This is a genomic window from Agrobacterium burrii, from assembly GCF_017313405.1.
GTDB classification, from domain to species: domain Bacteria; phylum Pseudomonadota; class Alphaproteobacteria; order Rhizobiales; family Rhizobiaceae; genus Agrobacterium; species Agrobacterium burrii.
In genome coordinates this window covers 1-16,932 of sequence record NZ_JAFLNA010000009.1, presented here as the reverse complement: position 1 = coordinate 16,932, position 16,932 = coordinate 1, and the positions used below count along the sequence as shown (strand labels likewise).

Sequence of the window (16,932 nt, the reverse complement as noted above, 5' to 3'; positions counted from 1 at the left end):
ATCAGCCGAGCTTGCGGTCGGCCCAGCGATCGACCGTGCTGTCGCGCAGGTCACGAATAGACTGAACGCCCTCACGCGCGACCAGCTTCGACAGGCCCTTGACGATGGTGGACGGCAGGCCGGGGCCTTCATAGACCATGCAGGAATAGAGCTGCACCAGATCGGCCCCTGCCCTTACCTTTTCCAAAGCCGTTTCCGCAGCTGAAACACCACCGACGCCGATGATCGGCATATTGCTGCCGACGCGACGGCGCATCTTGGCGAGAACCGTGGTCGAGAGCTCGAACAGCGGCTTGCCGGAGAGACCGCCGGCTTCGCCTTTGTGCGGACCGGGCCGCAGGCCTTCGCGTGAAAGCGTGGTGTTGGAGACGATCAATCCATCGAGATCATGGGCCAGCGCTTCTTCGGCAACATCATCCAGCCCCTCTTCGGTCAGATCGGGCGCGATCTTGAGAAAGATCGGAATGCGTTTGCCGAAGCGCTCAGTCTCCGCCTTGCAGCGTTCGAGCACGGCAGTGAGAAGGGCTGCAAGACTTTCACGCGCCTGCAGGTCACGCAGGCCGGGCGTATTGGGCGAGGAGATATTGACGGTGAAATAGGATGCGACCGAATAAAACGCCTCGATGCCCTGCACGTAATCGGCAATGCGGTCTTCGCTATCCTTGTTGGCGCCGATATTGACGCCGACGATGCCCCGCAGGTTCGCCTGCTTCAGGCGCTCCAGTGCTGCGGCATGGCCTTCATTGTTGAAACCGAGGCGATTGATGACGCCTTCATCCTCAACCAGACGGAAGATACGGGGTTTCGGATTGCCGGATTGCGCCTTCGGCGTAACGGTGCCAATTTCCGTGAAGCCGAAACCGAGCCGCAGAAGTGGTCCCGGCACTTCGGCATTCTTGTCATAACCCGCCGCCATGCCGAGTGGGTTGGGGAAGACGAGACCGGCAACCGTCTGCTGCAGGCGCGGATCATGTGGCACCATGCAGGTGGGCAAAAAGCCGCTTTTCAGCGCGGCGATGGACAGCCCATGCGCCTTTTCCGGATCGACCAGAAACAGGCCCTTGCGGCCGATCGAGGAAAATAATCCGTTCATCACAAAATCTCCGGAAACTGGTGCTGGCCATCATGATCGAGTGAGAGCGGCGTTTCCCAAAGCACGGCCGTCAGAGGAAGAGACGCATAGAGGTGAGGGAAAAGATCACCGCCTCTGGAGGGTTCATAGACCAGCTTGTCGCCCAGCGCTGCGCCGTCGACTGCAATCAGAAGCAGATCGACCTGGCCGGAAAAATGCCGCGCGGCGGTCTCGGCCACCTGTTTCGCCGTCGAAAAATGAATAAAGCCGTCGGTCAGGTCGATAGCCGCACCTTCGAACACGCCTTTTGCCCTCGCCGCACTCCACAACGTCTCCGGCACGATTTTATAAATGATCGCGGGCGTTTCCTGCATAGGGCTCTCCAAGGCTTTCCACTCAGCGGGATTTGCCGCAAAGCTCGAAGATTGTCCACAGTTTCCACGGCATTTTTATTGCGGAGAGCTTCAAAGGCCGCCTCTCCACAAGCTTTTTCTTGTAATGCGCAAGCGATTGGCGCAACCTTGAGCGGAGGAGCCGGCTGCGTTTCGACCACCGGCAAGGGAGTGCACCAGTACCCGTAAAAGAACCGCATAACGCCCTTGGGAGGGGGCCAGAATGTCGGAACTTGTCATTATTATTGCAGATGATCACCCGCTTTTTCGCGGTGCCCTCAAACAGGCCGTCTCTGGTCTTGACGGGCAGCAGACCATTGTGGAAGCAGGAGATTTCGAAGCCGCCCGAAGCGCTGCAACAGCGCGCCACGACGCCGATCTGATGCTTCTCGATCTCGCCATGCCGGGGGTTAGCGGATTTTCAGGCCTGATGGCGCTCAGGGCGGAATTTTCCAGCCTGCCGATCGTCATTGTTTCGGCAACGGACGATGCAACCACCATACGCCGGTCCATCGAACTCGGCGCTTCCGGTTTCATTTCCAAATCCTCTGGTATCGATGATATCAGGGACGGCATCCGCGCGGTTCTGGAAGGCGATGTCTGGATACCGGCGGGTCATCAAGGCGAGAAGGAACAGGATTCGGACGTCGCCGATCTCATCGGCCGGCTCAGAACGTTGACGCCGCAGCAGAGCCGGGTTCTGGGCATGCTGGCCGAAGGTCTGCTGAACAAGCAGATCGCCTATGAGCTGAATGTTTCGGAAGCCACCATCAAGGCACATGTCTCGGCGATTCTCCTGAAGCTCAAGGTCGACAGCCGCACGCAGGCCGTCATCCAGCTCGCCAAGATAAATACATCGGCCATGGTGGCATGACCAAAGGATTTTATTCCTTTCCTTTCTTTACTCCAGGCCGGATATAGTCTAGATTCCGATGGGTAAACGACAGGAGCTTTTCCGCCATCGGCTCCATCTGCGGGCTTTCTATCATGCTTTCACACGAGACGATCTGGAGCGCCATCGATACGCTTGCCAAGCGCCATGAGCTGACGCCTTCGGCATTGGCGAAGCGTGCCGGTCTCGATCCTACCTCGTTCAACAAGTCGAAACGTTTCGGCCCGGACGGACGCAAACGCTGGCCCTCGACGGAATCCGTATCAAAAGTGCTGGAGGCAACGGGGGCGAGTGTCGATCAGTTTTTCGGCTACGCTTTCGGCAAGGCGCAGACCATGCAGCCTTCCGGTGCCGACAATGCCATTCCCCTGCTCGGTTTCGCGCAGGCCGGTTCCGGCGGCTTTTTCGACGATGGCGGTTTTCCGGCGGGTCAGGGCTGGGATGTGGTGGAGTTCCCCTCTTCCCCCGAGCGCAAGCAGGGCGTCTACGCGCTGGAAGTGCAAGGCGAGAGCATGATGCCGCTTTACCGCGACGGCGATATCCTCATCGTGGAACCCGGCGCGCAGGTGCGGCGCGGTGACCGTGTGGTGCTGAAAAGCCGTGACGGTGAAGTGATGGCCAAGGTGCTGGCGCGGCAAAGCCCCAAGAACATCGAGCTTCTGTCGCTCAATCCCGAACACCCGAACCGCAGCTTCGACATGGCCGATGTGGAATGGATCGCCCGCATCATCTGGGCCAGCCAGTAAGCGCGCGGATAAAGAGCCGCTGACGCTATACCAGGCACAATAGACGTTCAGAGGCCGAGCGCATTTGCGGCGGCATCCACCGTCATGACTTTCGCCCCTCCGGACGTCGCCCGACGCACAAGACCCCGAAGCCGCTCTTCCGGGCAACCGTAAAAGCTTGGTGTAGTCGAAACATCATGGGTGAAAATGATGAGCCAGCCGCCATTTTGCAAAACATCCTCCAGCCAGCGGTCAGCGGCATCGAGATAATTTTGATCCGACCGCAATTCGACGGCGGCAAGATTATGCGGATCGACGCTGCCGCGGTTGATGCCGGGCATGATGCCGCGGACGGTTCTGAACCGGCGCCGCAACAGGGGCTGCATGACCGGCGAGGCCATGCCGAAAGGAACGGAGAAATTCTGCTTGTGCCGGTTTTCGTCGAACGATCCGAGCACGCTATCATTACGGTCGAAATCTTCTTCAAGCCCGCGCCGTGAAAAGCTCGACAGTTTGCGATGGGAATAGGTGTGGCAGGCAAGCTCGTGGCCGGCCGCTGCAAGCTCGGAACAACCTTGTGCGGAAATCATCTCCTGCTCTTCATCGTGCCTATCGATAAAAACGCCGGCAATGTAAAACGTCCCGCGAACGCCCTCGTCTTCCAGAATGCGGGCGCCCCTTGTCCAGGCGCTCGCCGGCACATCGTCGAATGTGAAGGAGACGATGGGTTCGGATGTTTCGATCCGCACCGCCGGTCCCGGAAAATACCGCACGAGCCGGTTATTGACCCGGTCTGCAATCGTTCCGATTTTTTGCGTCATACACAGCCCCCCGGCCTGTCAACAAATTACTGCCCCTGTTCAAGTATGTCGTAAGCCTGATGCCTCAAACAATAGATTGCAATCAGAAGAGACGACCAGATAGGCCCTGTTCCGGTAAAGAAATTACTCTCAAGACACGAAGAAAGTAAGGCATACACCCAAATTCGTCCAAAAAGCCGCGTCAGGCCCGGATCCGTGCCGCGGTCGACCGCCGTGCGAAAATCATTTGCGGGAATGATGACGAGCCATATGACTGTCAGGATAAAGGCCGGCAGGCCGCCATTCAGCAGGCTTTCGACATAACCGTTATGGGCATGAAAGGCCGTGACCGCCCAGGTGCCGGCAATATCGGCCTGCGATAAAAGCCGGTCGCTTGTCCAGAACGCCTGAAAACCCTGCCCGAAGATCGGGGATTGCGCAAAGGTGTCGAAGGACAGACGCCATATGTCCGTCCGACCGGTGAAGGTGGCATCGATCCCCAGGCTTTCGACGAGGTTCTGTATGCTCGGAAAATAGGTCGAGCCGACCGCGAGGACATTGAGGAAAGCCAGAAGACTGCCGATCATCAGCAATGTCCGACCGGCATGTCTTTCCATGATCCAGATCAGCGCGATGGTGACGGGCAACAGCATCGCGGCGGTTTTTCCGTTGGTTTTCCAGAGGAAGAACCCCGCCAGCAGCGTGATCGCAATACCGCCGACCGTTGACCAGGCGTTACGCAGATAAAGCCCGACCATGAAAAGAATGATCATGGCGGGCGCGGCGGCATTCTTGTGGTTGAAGATGCCGCGCCAGTCACCCGCAAGCGCTTTTTCCTCAAGATCATAAGGCTGGTGGATCGCACGCGATCGCAGGAAGATCACCCCGAAATAACAAAGCGCCAAAAGAATGATGGCGAAAACGGCCATCATCCGGTCGAACTGCCGCCGGTCCCTTGGCATGACCACAAGGACGCTGGTGATGAAGCACAGTAGCGCGGTGAAGATCAGGCGTTGCAGCGAGGTGCCAGGCCCCGCTCCAACCACCGAGCAGATCACCAGCCAGGCAAACAGCAACAGGATGGGCAGACGCGGCCGCAGCAAAAGCCCCGTCAACCGGTGGCGCAGGGCAAACACCCCTAAAATCAGCGCGATCACCAGTCCGGTCAGCTGGTTTGCAGCGGCGTGCGGCACAGGCGGAGCGGCAAGGTTCTCGAAAGGCGCTACCGAAATCCAGATATAGAGCATCGTGACGACGAAAAAAATCGCGTCACGACGGCCGCCCGAAAGCGACATGGCGCTGCTTTCCGCAGAAATGGACTGCGTATCAGCAAAGCGCGGCATGGTCGCCTGCATCGGGAACGGAAAATCGGATCATTGGCCTGCCTTGTGACGAACAACAAAACCCTTGTGAAACCGGGCCATGTCCAAATAACCATAAACGGTCATTATCATCATTATTGTGCAATTGCTTTAACCCTCTCTTACCTCAAGAAGGCTAAGACAGGAGAAACTGCCATTCATTCAGGTTACTGGCATTCAGATTACTGGCCGATCACCGGCTTTTTCAGTTCGCGAAATATTGCAAGGCAGGGCGGTCATTGTTGAATTTGCCCGGCAATGTCGAAAAAACATGGAGAATGAGGTGTCGTTGAATACGCCGCGGTTCGGCCATCTAGTCAGACTGGGATTGACCTACATGGCATCCGGCGGGGCACTGCTGATGTCCAGCGCCGCCCAGCTTTTGACGTTTGCCCTGCTCGCCCGCCATCTCGGTGTCGAACAATTCGCGCTTTACGCCTCGATTACCGCCGTGACCAACCTGGGTGTGCAGATCTGCGGCATCGGCTCGCAGGAATCGCTCATCCGCCGCGTGGCGCAGGATCGCAGCATGTTTCCCGTCATGCTCGGCCACAGCTACCTTTTGAGTGCGGCGACAGGCGTGGTGCTGACCATCATCGGCATGGTAACGATCCCGGTGTTTTTCCCGACCTCGGAAACATTGCTGCACACGCTCATCACCACCTTTCTGATCCTCATCACGAACCTCGTTCTCCTGAAAGTCATTTCGCTTTCCACACAGAGTTTCATCGCCCATTCCGACTTCGCCTCGGCCAACAAGCTGGAAGTGATGTTTGCCGTGGCCCGCACGATTGCCGCCGTGGTCGCCTGCCTCGTCTTCAAGGTGGAAACGGTGGAGGCCTGGGCCTTGTGGAACCTCGCCGCCCACACCATTGCGGCCGTGATTTCCGTGAAGGCAATCAGCAGGCTCGGCATGCCCGTGTTCCGGATCGTGCGCGATGAAATCCGCATCGGCATTCTGTTTTCCACGCAGTTCCTGTTCAAGGCCGTGCGCGGCAATGCCGATATTCTGGTTCTCGGCGCCATTGCCAGCGCCGAGGTTCTGGGCAGCTATTCAATCGCCCGGCGGATTCTCGACAGTTCCTATCTCTCCGTGGAGGCGCTTAACCGCTTGATCTATCCCGGCTCGGCCTCCGCCGCCCTGCAGGGCATCAGCAAGACGATAGAACGTGCCTACAATGTGCTGAAGGCCGCCCTTGTCATCGCAGCCGGCAGCGCATTGGCGATCTTCATCATCGCACCATTCCTGCCCCTCTTGTTCGGCGACGAATATGTTTCGCTGCCCGTCATCACCCGTGTTCTCTGCTGGGCGGTGATACCCATGGCTGTTGCGGCAACGGCGCTTGAAGCACTCGGCGCATCCGGGCGGCAGGATATTCGCGCCAAGATATGGAACAGCGGCAACCTCATCGGTTCCGTCGTCGTCGCGTTTGCCACCTGGTCTTTCAGCATTTCAGGAACGATCGGCAGCTATTTCATGGTCGAGACCGCCATTGCCGCTGCGGTGTGGATCGCGCTTTTGCGATTGCGCCGCAGTGACGAGGCTTTTGCCCCCGCGAAATAGGATGTACGCCACAGGCGATCTGAACCGGATCGACACAGAAACTATCGCCGTCCGCACCGTTTCCGAGCGTGAAGCGGCTACACCGTTTTCCCGAATGCTCTAATAGAGCCCGTAGGGAAAATAACGGCGGTAGATTTCTTCCAGCCTGCCGTTGCGGGAAAGTGCGGCAAGCGCCTGATCAAAGGCCGGCACAAGCACATTGTCCGGATCGACCGCCATGATGGAAAGGCCTTCGCCAAGAAACCTGTCGGACATATAAGGTCCGCCAAAGAGCGCGCAGCAGCCCTCGGCGGCGCTTCCCGAAATCCAGAAAGGCAGGCGCAGGCCGTCAGCAAAGATGGCCTCCACCTTGCCCGTCTTCAGGGCTTCATACATGGGCTCATAACCCTCGAAACCTTCCGGAGCGGCTTTCGGGAAAAATGCCTTGAGCATCTGTTCATGCCGCGAACCGGCGACAACTCCCACTTTTTTTCCCGACAGGGCATCAGCGCCGGTGCCGGAAAATTTCGCAGCCTTGTTGACCGCCAGACGGGCCGGCAACAGCAGATAAGGGCGCGAGAAGGTAAAACTTTTGCGCAGGTCAGCGGTGGTGGCGATGCCGGAAATCACCGCTTCGCCTTCTCCCATTTCCAGGGCCGCCTCCAGCTCGTCAAACGGCAATGCCTGCACCTGGCACTTGCTTTCCACCTTCAGCTGGGCGCAGATTTCACGCACCAGATCGACATGGAAACCCGCAAGTCGGCCCTCCTGATCGGTAAAATTGAACGGCGGGAAATCAACCGACATCAAAAACCTGATCCGGGGCACGGAGGAAAGATCGCCGCCCGGAAAGCGCTCCTGCGCATCGAACAGCACCGGCATGCGGTTTCCGTCCGAGAGACCCTCGGCATGGGTTTCGCCAATAACACCAAAAATTTGTAAAGCGACAGCTAAAGTAAAGCCAATACCTATATTTCGCGTTACATTCGTCATTCTCATCTATACTGTCCGTGGCAGAATGTGGGACATTACCATGACGGCGGCGGCGATGCATGGATCAATCTAGCCATTATACACGAGAATCGTTTCACACGACGCCAATGGAACGGAAAATTGCATTTTCATTCACCGGCGATGATCGGCAATGGAGCGCAGCTGAACAGGCTGAACCCGGACAAGCGCAGTTCCTCGCTTCACTGGGCTTCGGCAAACCCTATATCGACGCATTCGAGCAGCGGGCTCTTAAAAACGGCTCGACGGCGGAAGATGAATTGCTGGCAAGCGGCCTTGTCCAGCCGGAATCATATTTCGGTGCCTTTGCCAGATTTCTGCGGCTACCGTTTTTCCCGGAAATCGATCCGGAACGGGTCGAGGATATCAATAACCTCGATACGCAACTCGCCGAACCGCAAATGCTTCGGCTGAAGCCGCTGAATGGCAGACCGCTACTTCTGATCGTGCCGGCGCTGGGACAGATCGAATCGCTGAAGACCGTGCTCGATCGGCATCCGCATCTTTTCGACGAACTTGCCGTCACCACGCCGCATGCCATGCGCAGCGCAATCTGGAAGTCAGGCGAGACGCGCCGCAGCCAAGAGGTGCAACAACGGCTTTTCAACGTGGCGCCGCACCATTCCGCCAGGATTACACTACAGGGCCAGCAGGGTTTCTACACTGGCGTTCTGGTTACGCTGCTGATGCTGTCGCTGCTGTTTTATGCGGAAGTGGCTCTGGCTTACATTCACGTCAGCCTGACGATGCTGTATTTCTTCACCCTGCTTTTCAGGCTGTTTGCGCTCGTGAATGTTCCGCACGCTCCAACGGAAAACGAAAAACAAACCCTCCCCGCTCTCCGAAACGACAGCGACCTGCCGGTATACACCGTTCTCGTGGCGCTTTATCGCGAGGAGGCAGTCGTCGAGCAGCTCATCGGCGCGCTTGAGCGTCTGGACTGGCCCAAGTCCCGGCTGGATATCAAACTCGTTTGCGAAGCGGATGATGACGCGACGATCGCCGCCATCAGACGTGTCAGTCCCGGTCCGCATATCGAGGTCATAAAAGTGCCGCCATCCCTGCCGCGCACCAAACCCAAGGCGCTGACCTATGCGCTCGCTGGGGCGCGGGGTACATTCGTTGTTGTATACGATGCGGAAGACCGTCCCCATCCGCAGCAATTGCGCGAAGCCCATGCCACCTTTCGCAGCCAGCCGGATGAAGTGGCCTGCCTGCAGGCGCCACTTATTGTCAGCAATGCATGCTCCTCCTGGCTCAGCGCGTGTTTCGCACTGGAATATTCCGGCCTCTTTCGCTGCATGTTGCCCGTTCTTGCCGCACACAGGCTGCCGCTGCCGCTCGGCGGCACTTCAAACCATTTCCGCACCGCCGTGTTGCGCCGCGTTGGCGCGTGGGACCCCTATAATGTGACGGAAGATGCCGATATGGGCCTCAGGCTGCACAGGCTCGGTTATCGCTGCCGTGTCATCCGCAGACAGACGCTGGAAGACGCGCCAACCTCGCTCTCCGTCTGGCTGAACCAGCGCGCGCGCTGGTACAAGGGCTGGCTGCAAAGCTGGCTGGTGATGACCCGTGCGCCGGTTACAACTGCGCGCCAGATGGGATGGATCGACTATATCGTCTTTCAACTGCTGATCGGCGGCATGCTTTTATCGTCACTGACCCACCCCCTGCTGTTTCTTTCCTTCACCTTCATGGCCATGGCGATCCTGGAAAGCGGCACAGATATACTGTTTTCCTGGCAGGGCATTCTGTTCATCATCGATACGCTGAATATTTTCGGAAGCTACACCATCTTCGTGCTGATGGGCCGAAACAGAATGATATCCTATGAAAAGAAACAGGTCGGGAAACGCTGGCTGGCGATCCCGTTTTACTGGCTGATGTTGTCTTTTGCGGCATGGCGCGCGGTTGTGGAACTGAAAACCAGACCCTTCGTCTGGAACAAGACACCGCATATACCGGCCGTCAAGAATTAGGCCTGACGCGGCATCCGCAACATCGGTAAATGCAGTCTTCGCACCTCTCTTCGACGGCCGCAGAATACGTCCCACCATTGCGGCCCGTGCTAATGCATCTCGCAAAAATCCGGTTCTGGCGGCGTTGCCCGCTATCGATACGCAATAGACCAGAATGCCTTGCCGAATGAGGTGTCTCCTCCGGCAAGGTCTGTCACATCACCACGACGGTGACTGAACGACCCTATTTGGCGACGAGTTTGTTCTTGATCAGGCCGACAATGATCTGAACGATCAGACCGCCGACACCGCCACCAACCAGTTGGCCGGCAAGAGCGCCGATATCCACACCGCCGGCCGCTGCAGTTCCCGCGGCTCCGAGCAGCGAGCCCAGCACTGTTCCGCCGCCGATGCCACCGATGGCGCCGGCGATCAGGTTGCCGAGTGAGCCGAGATCGGAATCCTTCACTATCTTCCCGCCAGCCGTGCCGCCGACCGCACCGCCCACGATTTGGGCCAATATCGAAGTAAGATCCATGTCATCCTCCTCACTGGTTTCCCCGACCATTCAGGGAAACAAACGTCCCATTCATGTCTGCGCGGGCAGGACAGAGCTGGCCTTGGGCCTTAGTCTTTCTCGCCGAAAAGTTTCCAGATCACAGCACCGATGGCGCCGCCGAGTATCGGAGCAAGCCAGAACAGCCAGAGCTGCTGCAGCGCCCATCCACCGACAAACAATGCCTGTCCCGTCGAGCGGGCCGGATTGACCGAGGTATTGGTGACCGGAATGGAAATCAGATGAATAAGGGTGAGGGCAAGTCCAATGGCGATCGGCGCAAAACCGGCCGGAACCCTGCCATGCGTCGATCCCAGAATGACGATCAGGAAAAACGCCGTCAGGATGACCTCGATCAGCAGCGCTGATACGAGGGAATATCCGCCCGGTGAATGTTCTCCATAACCATTGGCGGCAAAACCACCAATTTCGGCCCCCGCCTTGCCGGTAAGGATGACATAAAGCGCCGCCGCCGCGACGATCGCACCCAGGACCTGCGTCACAATATAAGGGACGAGGTTCGATGCCGGGAACTTGCCGGCAACCGCCAGACCAACGGAAACCGCCGGATTAAAATGACCGCCGGAGATACCTCCGACCGCATAGGCCATGGTCAGAACCGTCAGGCCAAAAGCAAAAGCAACGCCGAGAAAACCAATACCAAGCTCAGGAAACCCAGCAGCGAAAACCGCACTGCCGCAGCCACCGAAGACAAGCCAGAAAGTTCCCAAAAATTCCGAAAGAAGTTTGCGACTCATAACACTTCCCCATAATGTTACGACTGCATCAACTATCACGTGCAATTTAATCGTAGTCAAGATAAATTGCATATTCGCATAGCAACTACAAAATGGCGCGCCATATTTTCAGTTAGGAAGCATCTCGAAAACCGTGAAACTGGAGTGTGTGAAAAGGACCCAGCCTTTGCTTTCAGAAACAAGCACGACGGTTCCAGCGAGATAGTGCTGAGCGAGGGCATCGCCAATGCTGCCTTGTCCTGATATATTCTTTTACTAGCTACGCGAGTATCGGCATTACAATGTTTGATAAAGCCTGTCACAAGCAGTCATCATTTATGACATTTCGAAAACCGGCGAAATGAGACAAACGCGGCTCAATTAAGACTCGCCCAACCCAGTTTCTGCAGCCACACCTTCAGGAAGCGGCGACTTATGAACAATCCGACCGGTTTTGCGACATACACGCTCGGCGAGTGATCTCATACCAGGACTCTCCCTCCGGTTCACTCCAGATTTTAGTGGCTGTAAAGTTTTGGTGCAACAAACGCCAGATCTCGCGCGATTTGTTTGAATCAGCAACAACTGTCGCAAAACCTTGGACCCACTCGTCCTCGCTGCCTGTCCAATACGCGGGCGTCACCAAACGATACCCAAGCTCAAGGGCGCGATCAATGTCGGCAGTCACCTTTGTAGCGTGCTGCTCGGCAGTCCACTCCGGGTGTTGCACGGCATCCCTAACAAACCCGATCCACTTAAATAGGGGCTCTTGCGCAGGTGCCGGCGGCAGCGTCTCTATCCCGACATAAGAAGCCATGCCGTATAGCGACGATTGCCATGTGATCGTGCCGTCGAAGTCATGGTACACAAATACTGTTTTGCTCGGATCGAACTGCGCATTAATGGCAGCGATCCGATTCATCGTCCTAGTGTCATAACCTTTCACTGCGTAAGCAACAGCAAAGTTATAGCTCCCCAAAACGATCGGGGAAGCGACTGCCAGTGCTAGTGCAAATCTTTGCAAAATTATTGACGATCCGAGTTTGCTCATCCGTATCAGGCGATCTATCAGAAGCACCCAACCGAATAGCAACCAGATCGTAACGTTGATCTGCATCTGCGGGTCTTGGGGTTGTGAATAGAGATTAAAAACGATTCCACACCCGGCGTTTCCCCCTACGATCACGAAGGCCGCGCAAACTGTCGGATTACTCCGATTGCGCCACGCATACTGCAAACATAACCAGCCGAGCACCAGCAACAACGCTGTCGCAACGAGGATTTCCGTCGCCTGAGTCGTCATTAACCAAGCAGGGTCCCAAATATATCGTCCGCCGATTAGCGCTTCCGCGACCCCGGCCCATTCGAACCAAACCTTGTTAAGAGAGAAGCCACCCCAACCGCTACCGACACCCTTGCCAGTCCAAAACAACGTCGTAAACAACGTGATGGCTTGTTCCGCCGTATTCACGGTCAGCGTAAGCATCGCTACAATCGCCGGCGGGACAGCCATCGCGGCAAGAAATAAAAACGGCCTCAAGATGCGCTGCGAACGAGTACCGGGTGCCAGAAATAACGCGAGTAACAATGGCGGCAGACTTGGAAACATGAGCCGCCATTCAAACAACCACCCAACTGCGAAAAGCACTCCTACAACCATAATTCGCGGCGCCGACGGCCGACCGAACCAGGCGCAAGCCAGTAGCGTGCTCGTCAAAACGATTGAGTATCCTGGCATAATGTCTTCGTTGATGAGCCCGTGCAGAAGAATGTAGCCCGACATCATATATGCCGTTACCGCCAACAAGGTGACGAAGAGATTGCGCGTCCAAGCTGCGACGAATGCGAAGGCAACAGCTCCCGCAACTCCAGCGAATATCGCATTAATTACAGCCATTTGTCGCCAGACCAAGTCTGGATACACGCCGACCTCTGTCAGCAATTTCGCAAGAGTTGCATACACCGGATAGAAAATTGCATTCGATGGCTGCATCAGCGACCAGGAGGGGCTTTCGATCCACCTTCTAATGTCGATGCTCTTCCAAAGTCCGTTTGTCGTCGTGATATGGACATTGTCAATGACGCTCTGAGCGATTAACAGAAATATAGTGATGGCCAAACCATAGGCAAGCGCGGTGCCGATCTGGAGTAGAGACTTCGGGGTTTGTCGAGAAACGCCGTCCGAAAATTTCAGCAATTGATGCCCCGTCCTGTGATCCGTATAACTGTTCAACACTATCTCGATAGAGGATCGCCGTTGGGCAATTCGTTCACCAACCGTCTATCAGGCTTGCACTGGCATGTCGACGTCTTGAGACCGTGTATAATATTGCACTCATCAGCAGATACGCGAGACGGCAGGTCATCATCCACCATTTAATTGAATCTCCAATTTATCACTTCCTGCCACGGTTAGTGGGACCGAACAGCAAATACAAAATATCTGCATAGTATAAACATGGAAACCGTATAAAATGAAATTCCAATAATTTGCAAAAAAAATTGATTCACCGATGAATACATGTCGCCATAAAGTACAATAAGAAAATTTAAAGAATACGAAAAAAGCGCCGCCGCTATATACCGCAGCAACACCACAGTCGTCCGCTGATCGCTCCTGAAAGTCCAGGTTCTATTTAATAAGAAACTTACTAAAAGACCGACTATATACCCAGAGGCATTTGCGATCAGCAGATTCGTATCAAATACATACATAAGTACATAGATAGCAAGGAGACCAACGGCAGTATTAACAAGCCCGACTGTGCCAAAGCGAAGAACCTGCCAAACAGCGTCAATCATGCGCTCTTCCGTGCTAGCATGCGGTACTGAGCCCCTAAAGCTAACCATTCAAGGCGTTTCTCCAGTGGCCGCAACTTTCCCAGAGCGGAAGGGAAGAATACCTTATATGCTACCTGAGCAGACGCCCAACCTGCTTTCCGAGCCCGAGCCCGCATCACGCCTCCGCGTATGAGATGGGCGTTGACATCAAGTTCGCATGTATTGACGGCGCGCTGCGTAAGTGGATTTAGGGGATTATGTTCGTAGATGGCGAGAACGCCCCCTGGCTTTGTAACGCGGCACAACTCTGCCAACCAATGCAGGTGCTCGTCATGCGGAATGTGGTGAAATACACATGCAGAAAACACAACGTCCTGGCTATCCGTTGGCAATGGTACGTTTCCATCAATCAGCAGGTAATTCTCGTTGCCGGGAAATCGAGTTTGTGCAATTTCAATGCTGCGTGCGGAAACATCTGCGCAATTTATTTCGCTCCCAGGAAAGTAGCTCCGGAAATACGGTAAGGAATTACCTATACCGCTTCCAAAATCTAAGATGCTCGCCACGGGTTTATTCTCTCGTGTGAACCACCTTGCGAGATCGGCGATTTTATACTCTGAGAAATACTCCGGAGCTTCGCCCGTGATCGCTATGTTTTCTTTGTGAACATTACGATACTCATCGGCCAGGAGGTCGAATTCGGCTTGCAGGCGTGCTCCTCTAGAGCCCTGCGTCTTGGTCTCGTTGTCCATGTTCGAGCGCCTTTACTGTTGACGTATTGACTACTAGTTCCTCCGAGCAAAGAACGTCCTGAATAATAAATAAGGGCCGCCCCTTTGATTCTATGTAAAGTCTACCTAGGTATTCACCCATAATCCCGGCCACAAACAACTGCACGCTTCCAACTGCAAGCACAATTACGGCAAGCGACGCCCAACCCTCAATCGTGTTCCCGAGGAGGTATTCGACAATCACATATCCAAGCAGAAGCAATTCCAGAAAGCCAAAACCTAGACCCACGTATGTCGCCACTCGAAGCGGGCGGATCGAAAATCCCGTGATGGCATCGATCGCAAAACGAATCATCTTGTGAAGCGGATATTTTGTCTCACCAACAAAGCGAGGCGCTCTCTCATATTGAACCGCCTCCTGCCGTAGCCCAATCCAGCTAACCATTCCGCGAATAAAACGGTGATGCTCTGGCATGCTGTTCAAGACATCGAGCGCACGCCGGCTCATCAACCTGAAATCGCCCGTATCTGGTGGAATGTCTATATCCACTATCCTATTGAGAAGGCGGTAAAAAATAAAGGCTGAGGCTCTTTTGAACGCTGTTTCGCCCTCACGCTTTATTCGTTGTCCAAAGACAACGTCACAACCCAGATCCATACGGCTCATCATGTCTGTCAATAACTCGGGCGGATCCTGCAGATCCGCATCGAGAATAAATACGCGGTCACCGCGGCACATATTCAGCCCAGCAGTCAAAGCAAGCTGATGTCCATGATTGCGTGATAAGTTAACGGCAACGATGTGTCTGTCTCGCTCTGCCAATTTAGACATAGCGGCCCAAGTCCCATCAGAAGATCCGTCGTTTACAAGGATTAACTCGTACTGATCAGAAACACAGCTCACGCAAACTTCTGTCACGCGACGATGCAGTTCACCCAGGCCATCCACTTCATTGTAACAAGGAACGACAACCGACAGCATCCTCGAATCGCCTTTGCCTTCGTTTTTTTTAGTAGCCACGAGCGTCTCTTGATTACTGCGTTTGGAGCCCTATACAGCAACCCAGCATATCCATCAACTAAATGATGATTATCCGGATATCCTGTCCTGGACCATCCATTTCGAGTAGCTGCGGGGGTATCCTTAGCTGCGGTAGAAGACGCCGACCGCTCCGTCAGATAGCGAACTGGATTCTTTTTGCCTCCTGTTTGCCGCCTATGCCATGCCTCAATACCCAAGCGGGCCGGCTGGGGCTCATTTGTGGCACCGTATGTGAAAAATAGGTAAAGCCAAACGCTGGACTTTCTATTTAATAACAATAACAAATAGATAGGAACTACGGAAGATAATTTCTCTGGAGCGGGTGAAGGGAATCTAAATAATCAATTAATTATTTGATTAAATGACATTAATTGAAAATCCTTTTATAAAATACCGTTCATTATACCGGAACGGCCATTGGATCTGTGCGGATTTCTTGAGATGAATATCTTACCCGTTACATAAAAAATATCCCGCCCAGCGTCGAAAGCAATTCCAACCTCGAATATCGTCATCCCGAAGCAACAGGAGCTAGCGGAATGGACGTAGTAGAAATTCTTGATTCTGGAGAACTAAATGCAGCAGTGAAGGCAATCGAGATTCTGCTGGAAAAACATCAGCTACCCAGGAAAAGCCCCACTCAGAAAACGTTTAAAGAAATCGTGCTGGGCCGGGAGTTTAGAGCCAGAGACGCACTTAATGTGATTTTGAGCAGCGAACCCGCCTATCCTGGATTTAGAGAGGTTCTTTCATCTGGCTTTATTGGTTGGGCGTTATTTCCTGATGCCCAACCAGTACGTCACGCCTTGATGACGCATGCTGTACTCGATCACATGGATGATCACGATCTTTTGGTTGGCTTGATTGACCATCCACTCGACTTACACCGCGATATCGTCTCTCACTACGTTCTGACTGGCGTTGATTTTTTGTCAGACATCTATGATCCCCTTGGGGGATACCAAGCATTCGCTCGAATTTTCAGCCTGGACAGCCTTTCCATACACGCCAACTCGGAAGACAAGTCTATCAAGACGGTTGTTCGAGCACTTCTATACTTGCACCATGGCGCTGATCGCTACAAGCAGCCCGAGTTCGATTTTGCTCCCAGTCTAAACCGCGCTCCTAAAATACTCGCAGATATAAAAAATTCCCTAGGGGCAGAAGCTTACCGCACCCAATATGTGGCCGGATCATTGCTCCACGACAGATGGAGCAGTTCGAAACAAACATTGGCGCTACTCTACGCAGTGAACCGCACCGGGTTTGCCGGAGGCCATTTGGTTTGAGTTATGCGGCCATGGCTGGTTCGTCCAGCATGGCGTAGT

Annotated in this window: 16 protein-coding genes; 5 read left to right on the top strand and 11 right to left on the bottom strand. The window is 54.8% G+C overall.

Annotation, left to right across the window (positions count from 1 at the left end; all coding sequences use genetic code 11):
- Window position 1: 1 nt before the first annotated feature.
- Window positions 2-1,093, bottom strand: a complete 1,092-nt coding sequence (locus tag JZX89_RS16855; protein WP_207134813.1) for a quinone-dependent dihydroorotate dehydrogenase — start codon at window positions 1,091-1,093, stop codon at window positions 2-4.
- Window positions 1,093-1,446 (bottom strand): DUF952 domain-containing protein, encoded by a 354-nt coding sequence (locus JZX89_RS16850; protein ID WP_149898516.1) that lies wholly within the window; start codon window positions 1,444-1,446, stop codon window positions 1,093-1,095. The genes JZX89_RS16855 and JZX89_RS16850 overlap by 1 nt, the downstream gene beginning before the upstream one ends.
- 241 nt (window positions 1,447-1,687) lie before the next feature.
- Between JZX89_RS16850 and JZX89_RS16845 the strand changes: the two genes are divergently transcribed.
- Both JZX89_RS16845 and JZX89_RS16840 read left to right on the top strand, forming a co-directional pair.
- A complete protein-coding gene (locus JZX89_RS16845; protein WP_149898515.1) occupies window positions 1,688-2,338 on the top strand; it encodes a response regulator in 651 nt (216 codons plus the stop codon).
- Window positions 2,339-2,451: 113 nt separating this feature from the next.
- The gene (locus JZX89_RS16840) at window positions 2,452-3,102 is read left to right on the top strand and encodes a S24 family peptidase (RefSeq protein WP_046800522.1); all 651 of its coding nucleotides are present in this window, start codon (window positions 2,452-2,454) and stop codon (window positions 3,100-3,102) included.
- A 47-nt stretch (window positions 3,103-3,149) separates the two neighbouring features.
- Here JZX89_RS16840 and JZX89_RS16835 read toward each other — a convergent pair whose 3' ends face one another.
- Window positions 3,150-3,902 (bottom strand): polysaccharide deacetylase family protein, encoded by a 753-nt coding sequence (locus JZX89_RS16835; protein WP_207134812.1) that lies wholly within the window; start codon window positions 3,900-3,902, stop codon window positions 3,150-3,152.
- A gap of 26 nt (window positions 3,903-3,928) precedes the next feature.
- Window positions 3,929-5,224 carry a Wzy-type polysaccharide biosynthesis protein UppY gene (gene uppY / locus JZX89_RS16830; protein ID WP_174375262.1) on the bottom strand — a complete coding sequence of 432 codons (1,296 nt, stop codon included), beginning with the start codon at window positions 5,222-5,224 and terminating at the stop codon, window positions 3,929-3,931.
- Between the two features lie 289 nt (window positions 5,225-5,513).
- On the opposite strand from uppY, the gene uppX reads away from it, so the two are divergent.
- The gene (gene uppX, locus JZX89_RS16825; protein WP_174375263.1) at window positions 5,514-6,806 is read left to right on the top strand and encodes a Wzx-type polysaccharide biosynthesis protein UppX; all 1,293 of its coding nucleotides are present in this window, start codon (window positions 5,514-5,516) and stop codon (window positions 6,804-6,806) included.
- Window positions 6,807-6,905: 99 nt separating this feature from the next.
- Here the strand turns inward: uppX and JZX89_RS16820 are convergent, their stop codons facing one another.
- The gene (locus tag JZX89_RS16820) at window positions 6,906-7,667 is read right to left on the bottom strand and encodes a transporter substrate-binding domain-containing protein (protein WP_207134811.1); all 762 of its coding nucleotides are present in this window, start codon (window positions 7,665-7,667) and stop codon (window positions 6,906-6,908) included.
- A gap of 170 nt (window positions 7,668-7,837) precedes the next feature.
- Here JZX89_RS16820 and JZX89_RS16815 point away from each other — a divergent pair, with 170 nt between their 5' ends.
- A complete protein-coding gene (locus JZX89_RS16815; protein WP_207134810.1) occupies window positions 7,838-9,778 on the top strand; it encodes a glycosyltransferase family 2 protein in 1,941 nt (646 codons plus the stop codon).
- A 223-nt stretch (window positions 9,779-10,001) separates the two neighbouring features.
- Here JZX89_RS16815 and JZX89_RS16810 read toward each other — a convergent pair whose 3' ends face one another.
- The 6 genes from JZX89_RS16810 to JZX89_RS16785 form a co-directional block, all read right to left on the bottom strand.
- A complete protein-coding gene (locus JZX89_RS16810) occupies window positions 10,002-10,295 on the bottom strand; it encodes a hypothetical protein (RefSeq protein ID WP_207134809.1) in 294 nt (97 codons plus the stop codon).
- An 89-nt stretch (window positions 10,296-10,384) separates the two neighbouring features.
- Window positions 10,385-11,071 carry an aquaporin Z gene (aqpZ, locus tag JZX89_RS16805; RefSeq protein WP_207134808.1) on the bottom strand — a complete coding sequence of 229 codons (687 nt, stop codon included), beginning with the start codon at window positions 11,069-11,071 and terminating at the stop codon, window positions 10,385-10,387.
- Between the two features lie 412 nt (window positions 11,072-11,483).
- Window positions 11,484-13,283 carry a hypothetical protein gene (locus tag JZX89_RS16800; protein WP_153513133.1) on the bottom strand — a complete coding sequence of 600 codons (1,800 nt, stop codon included), beginning with the start codon at window positions 13,281-13,283 and terminating at the stop codon, window positions 11,484-11,486.
- Window positions 13,284-13,462: 179 nt separating this feature from the next.
- The gene (locus JZX89_RS16795) at window positions 13,463-13,852 is read right to left on the bottom strand and encodes a GtrA family protein (protein ID WP_174375266.1); all 390 of its coding nucleotides are present in this window, start codon (window positions 13,850-13,852) and stop codon (window positions 13,463-13,465) included.
- Window positions 13,849-14,583, bottom strand: coding sequence for a class I SAM-dependent methyltransferase (locus tag JZX89_RS16790; RefSeq protein ID WP_153513131.1), 735 nt, complete (start codon window positions 14,581-14,583; stop codon window positions 13,849-13,851). The genes JZX89_RS16795 and JZX89_RS16790 overlap by 4 nt, the downstream gene beginning before the upstream one ends.
- Window positions 14,552-15,583, bottom strand: coding sequence for a glycosyltransferase family 2 protein (locus tag JZX89_RS16785; protein ID WP_336510817.1), 1,032 nt, complete (start codon window positions 15,581-15,583; stop codon window positions 14,552-14,554). Before JZX89_RS16785 ends, JZX89_RS16790 begins: the two co-directional genes overlap by 32 nt.
- Before the next feature lie 560 nt (window positions 15,584-16,143).
- Between JZX89_RS16785 and JZX89_RS16780 the strand changes: the two genes are divergently transcribed.
- Window positions 16,144-16,893, top strand: coding sequence for a hypothetical protein (locus tag JZX89_RS16780; RefSeq protein WP_207134807.1), 750 nt, complete (start codon window positions 16,144-16,146; stop codon window positions 16,891-16,893).
- The last annotated feature ends 39 nt before the right edge of the window (window positions 16,894-16,932 follow it).

What these genes read in the sequence shown, in the direction of transcription:
- JZX89_RS16855 (WP_207134813.1), bottom strand. Translation starts at nt 1,093, where the DNA reads ATGAACGGATTATTTTCCTCGATCGGCCGCAAGGGCCTGTTTCTGGTC.
- JZX89_RS16850 (WP_149898516.1), bottom strand. Translation starts at nt 1,446, where the DNA reads ATGCAGGAAACGCCCGCGATCATTTATAAAATCGTGCCGGAGACGTTG.
- JZX89_RS16845 (WP_149898515.1), top strand. Translation starts at nt 1,688, where the DNA reads ATGTCGGAACTTGTCATTATTATTGCAGATGATCACCCGCTTTTTCGC.
- JZX89_RS16840 (WP_046800522.1), top strand. Translation starts at nt 2,452, where the DNA reads ATGCTTTCACACGAGACGATCTGGAGCGCCATCGATACGCTTGCCAAG.
- JZX89_RS16835 (WP_207134812.1), bottom strand. Translation starts at nt 3,902, where the DNA reads ATGACGCAAAAAATCGGAACGATTGCAGACCGGGTCAATAACCGGCTC.
- uppY (WP_174375262.1), bottom strand. Translation starts at nt 5,224, where the DNA reads ATGCCGCGCTTTGCTGATACGCAGTCCATTTCTGCGGAAAGCAGCGCC.
- uppX (WP_174375263.1), top strand. Translation starts at nt 5,514, where the DNA reads ATGGAGAATGAGGTGTCGTTGAATACGCCGCGGTTCGGCCATCTAGTC.
- JZX89_RS16820 (WP_207134811.1), bottom strand. Translation starts at nt 7,667, where the DNA reads ATGCCGGTGCTGTTCGATGCGCAGGAGCGCTTTCCGGGCGGCGATCTT.
- JZX89_RS16815 (WP_207134810.1), top strand. Translation starts at nt 7,838, where the DNA reads ATGGATCAATCTAGCCATTATACACGAGAATCGTTTCACACGACGCCA.
- JZX89_RS16810 (WP_207134809.1), bottom strand. Translation starts at nt 10,295, where the DNA reads ATGGATCTTACTTCGATATTGGCCCAAATCGTGGGCGGTGCGGTCGGC.
- aqpZ (WP_207134808.1), bottom strand. Translation starts at nt 11,071, where the DNA reads ATGAGTCGCAAACTTCTTTCGGAATTTTTGGGAACTTTCTGGCTTGTC.
- JZX89_RS16795 (WP_174375266.1), bottom strand. Translation starts at nt 13,852, where the DNA reads ATGATTGACGCTGTTTGGCAGGTTCTTCGCTTTGGCACAGTCGGGCTT.
- JZX89_RS16790 (WP_153513131.1), bottom strand. Translation starts at nt 14,583, where the DNA reads ATGGACAACGAGACCAAGACGCAGGGCTCTAGAGGAGCACGCCTGCAA.
- JZX89_RS16780 (WP_207134807.1), top strand. Translation starts at nt 16,144, where the DNA reads ATGGACGTAGTAGAAATTCTTGATTCTGGAGAACTAAATGCAGCAGTG.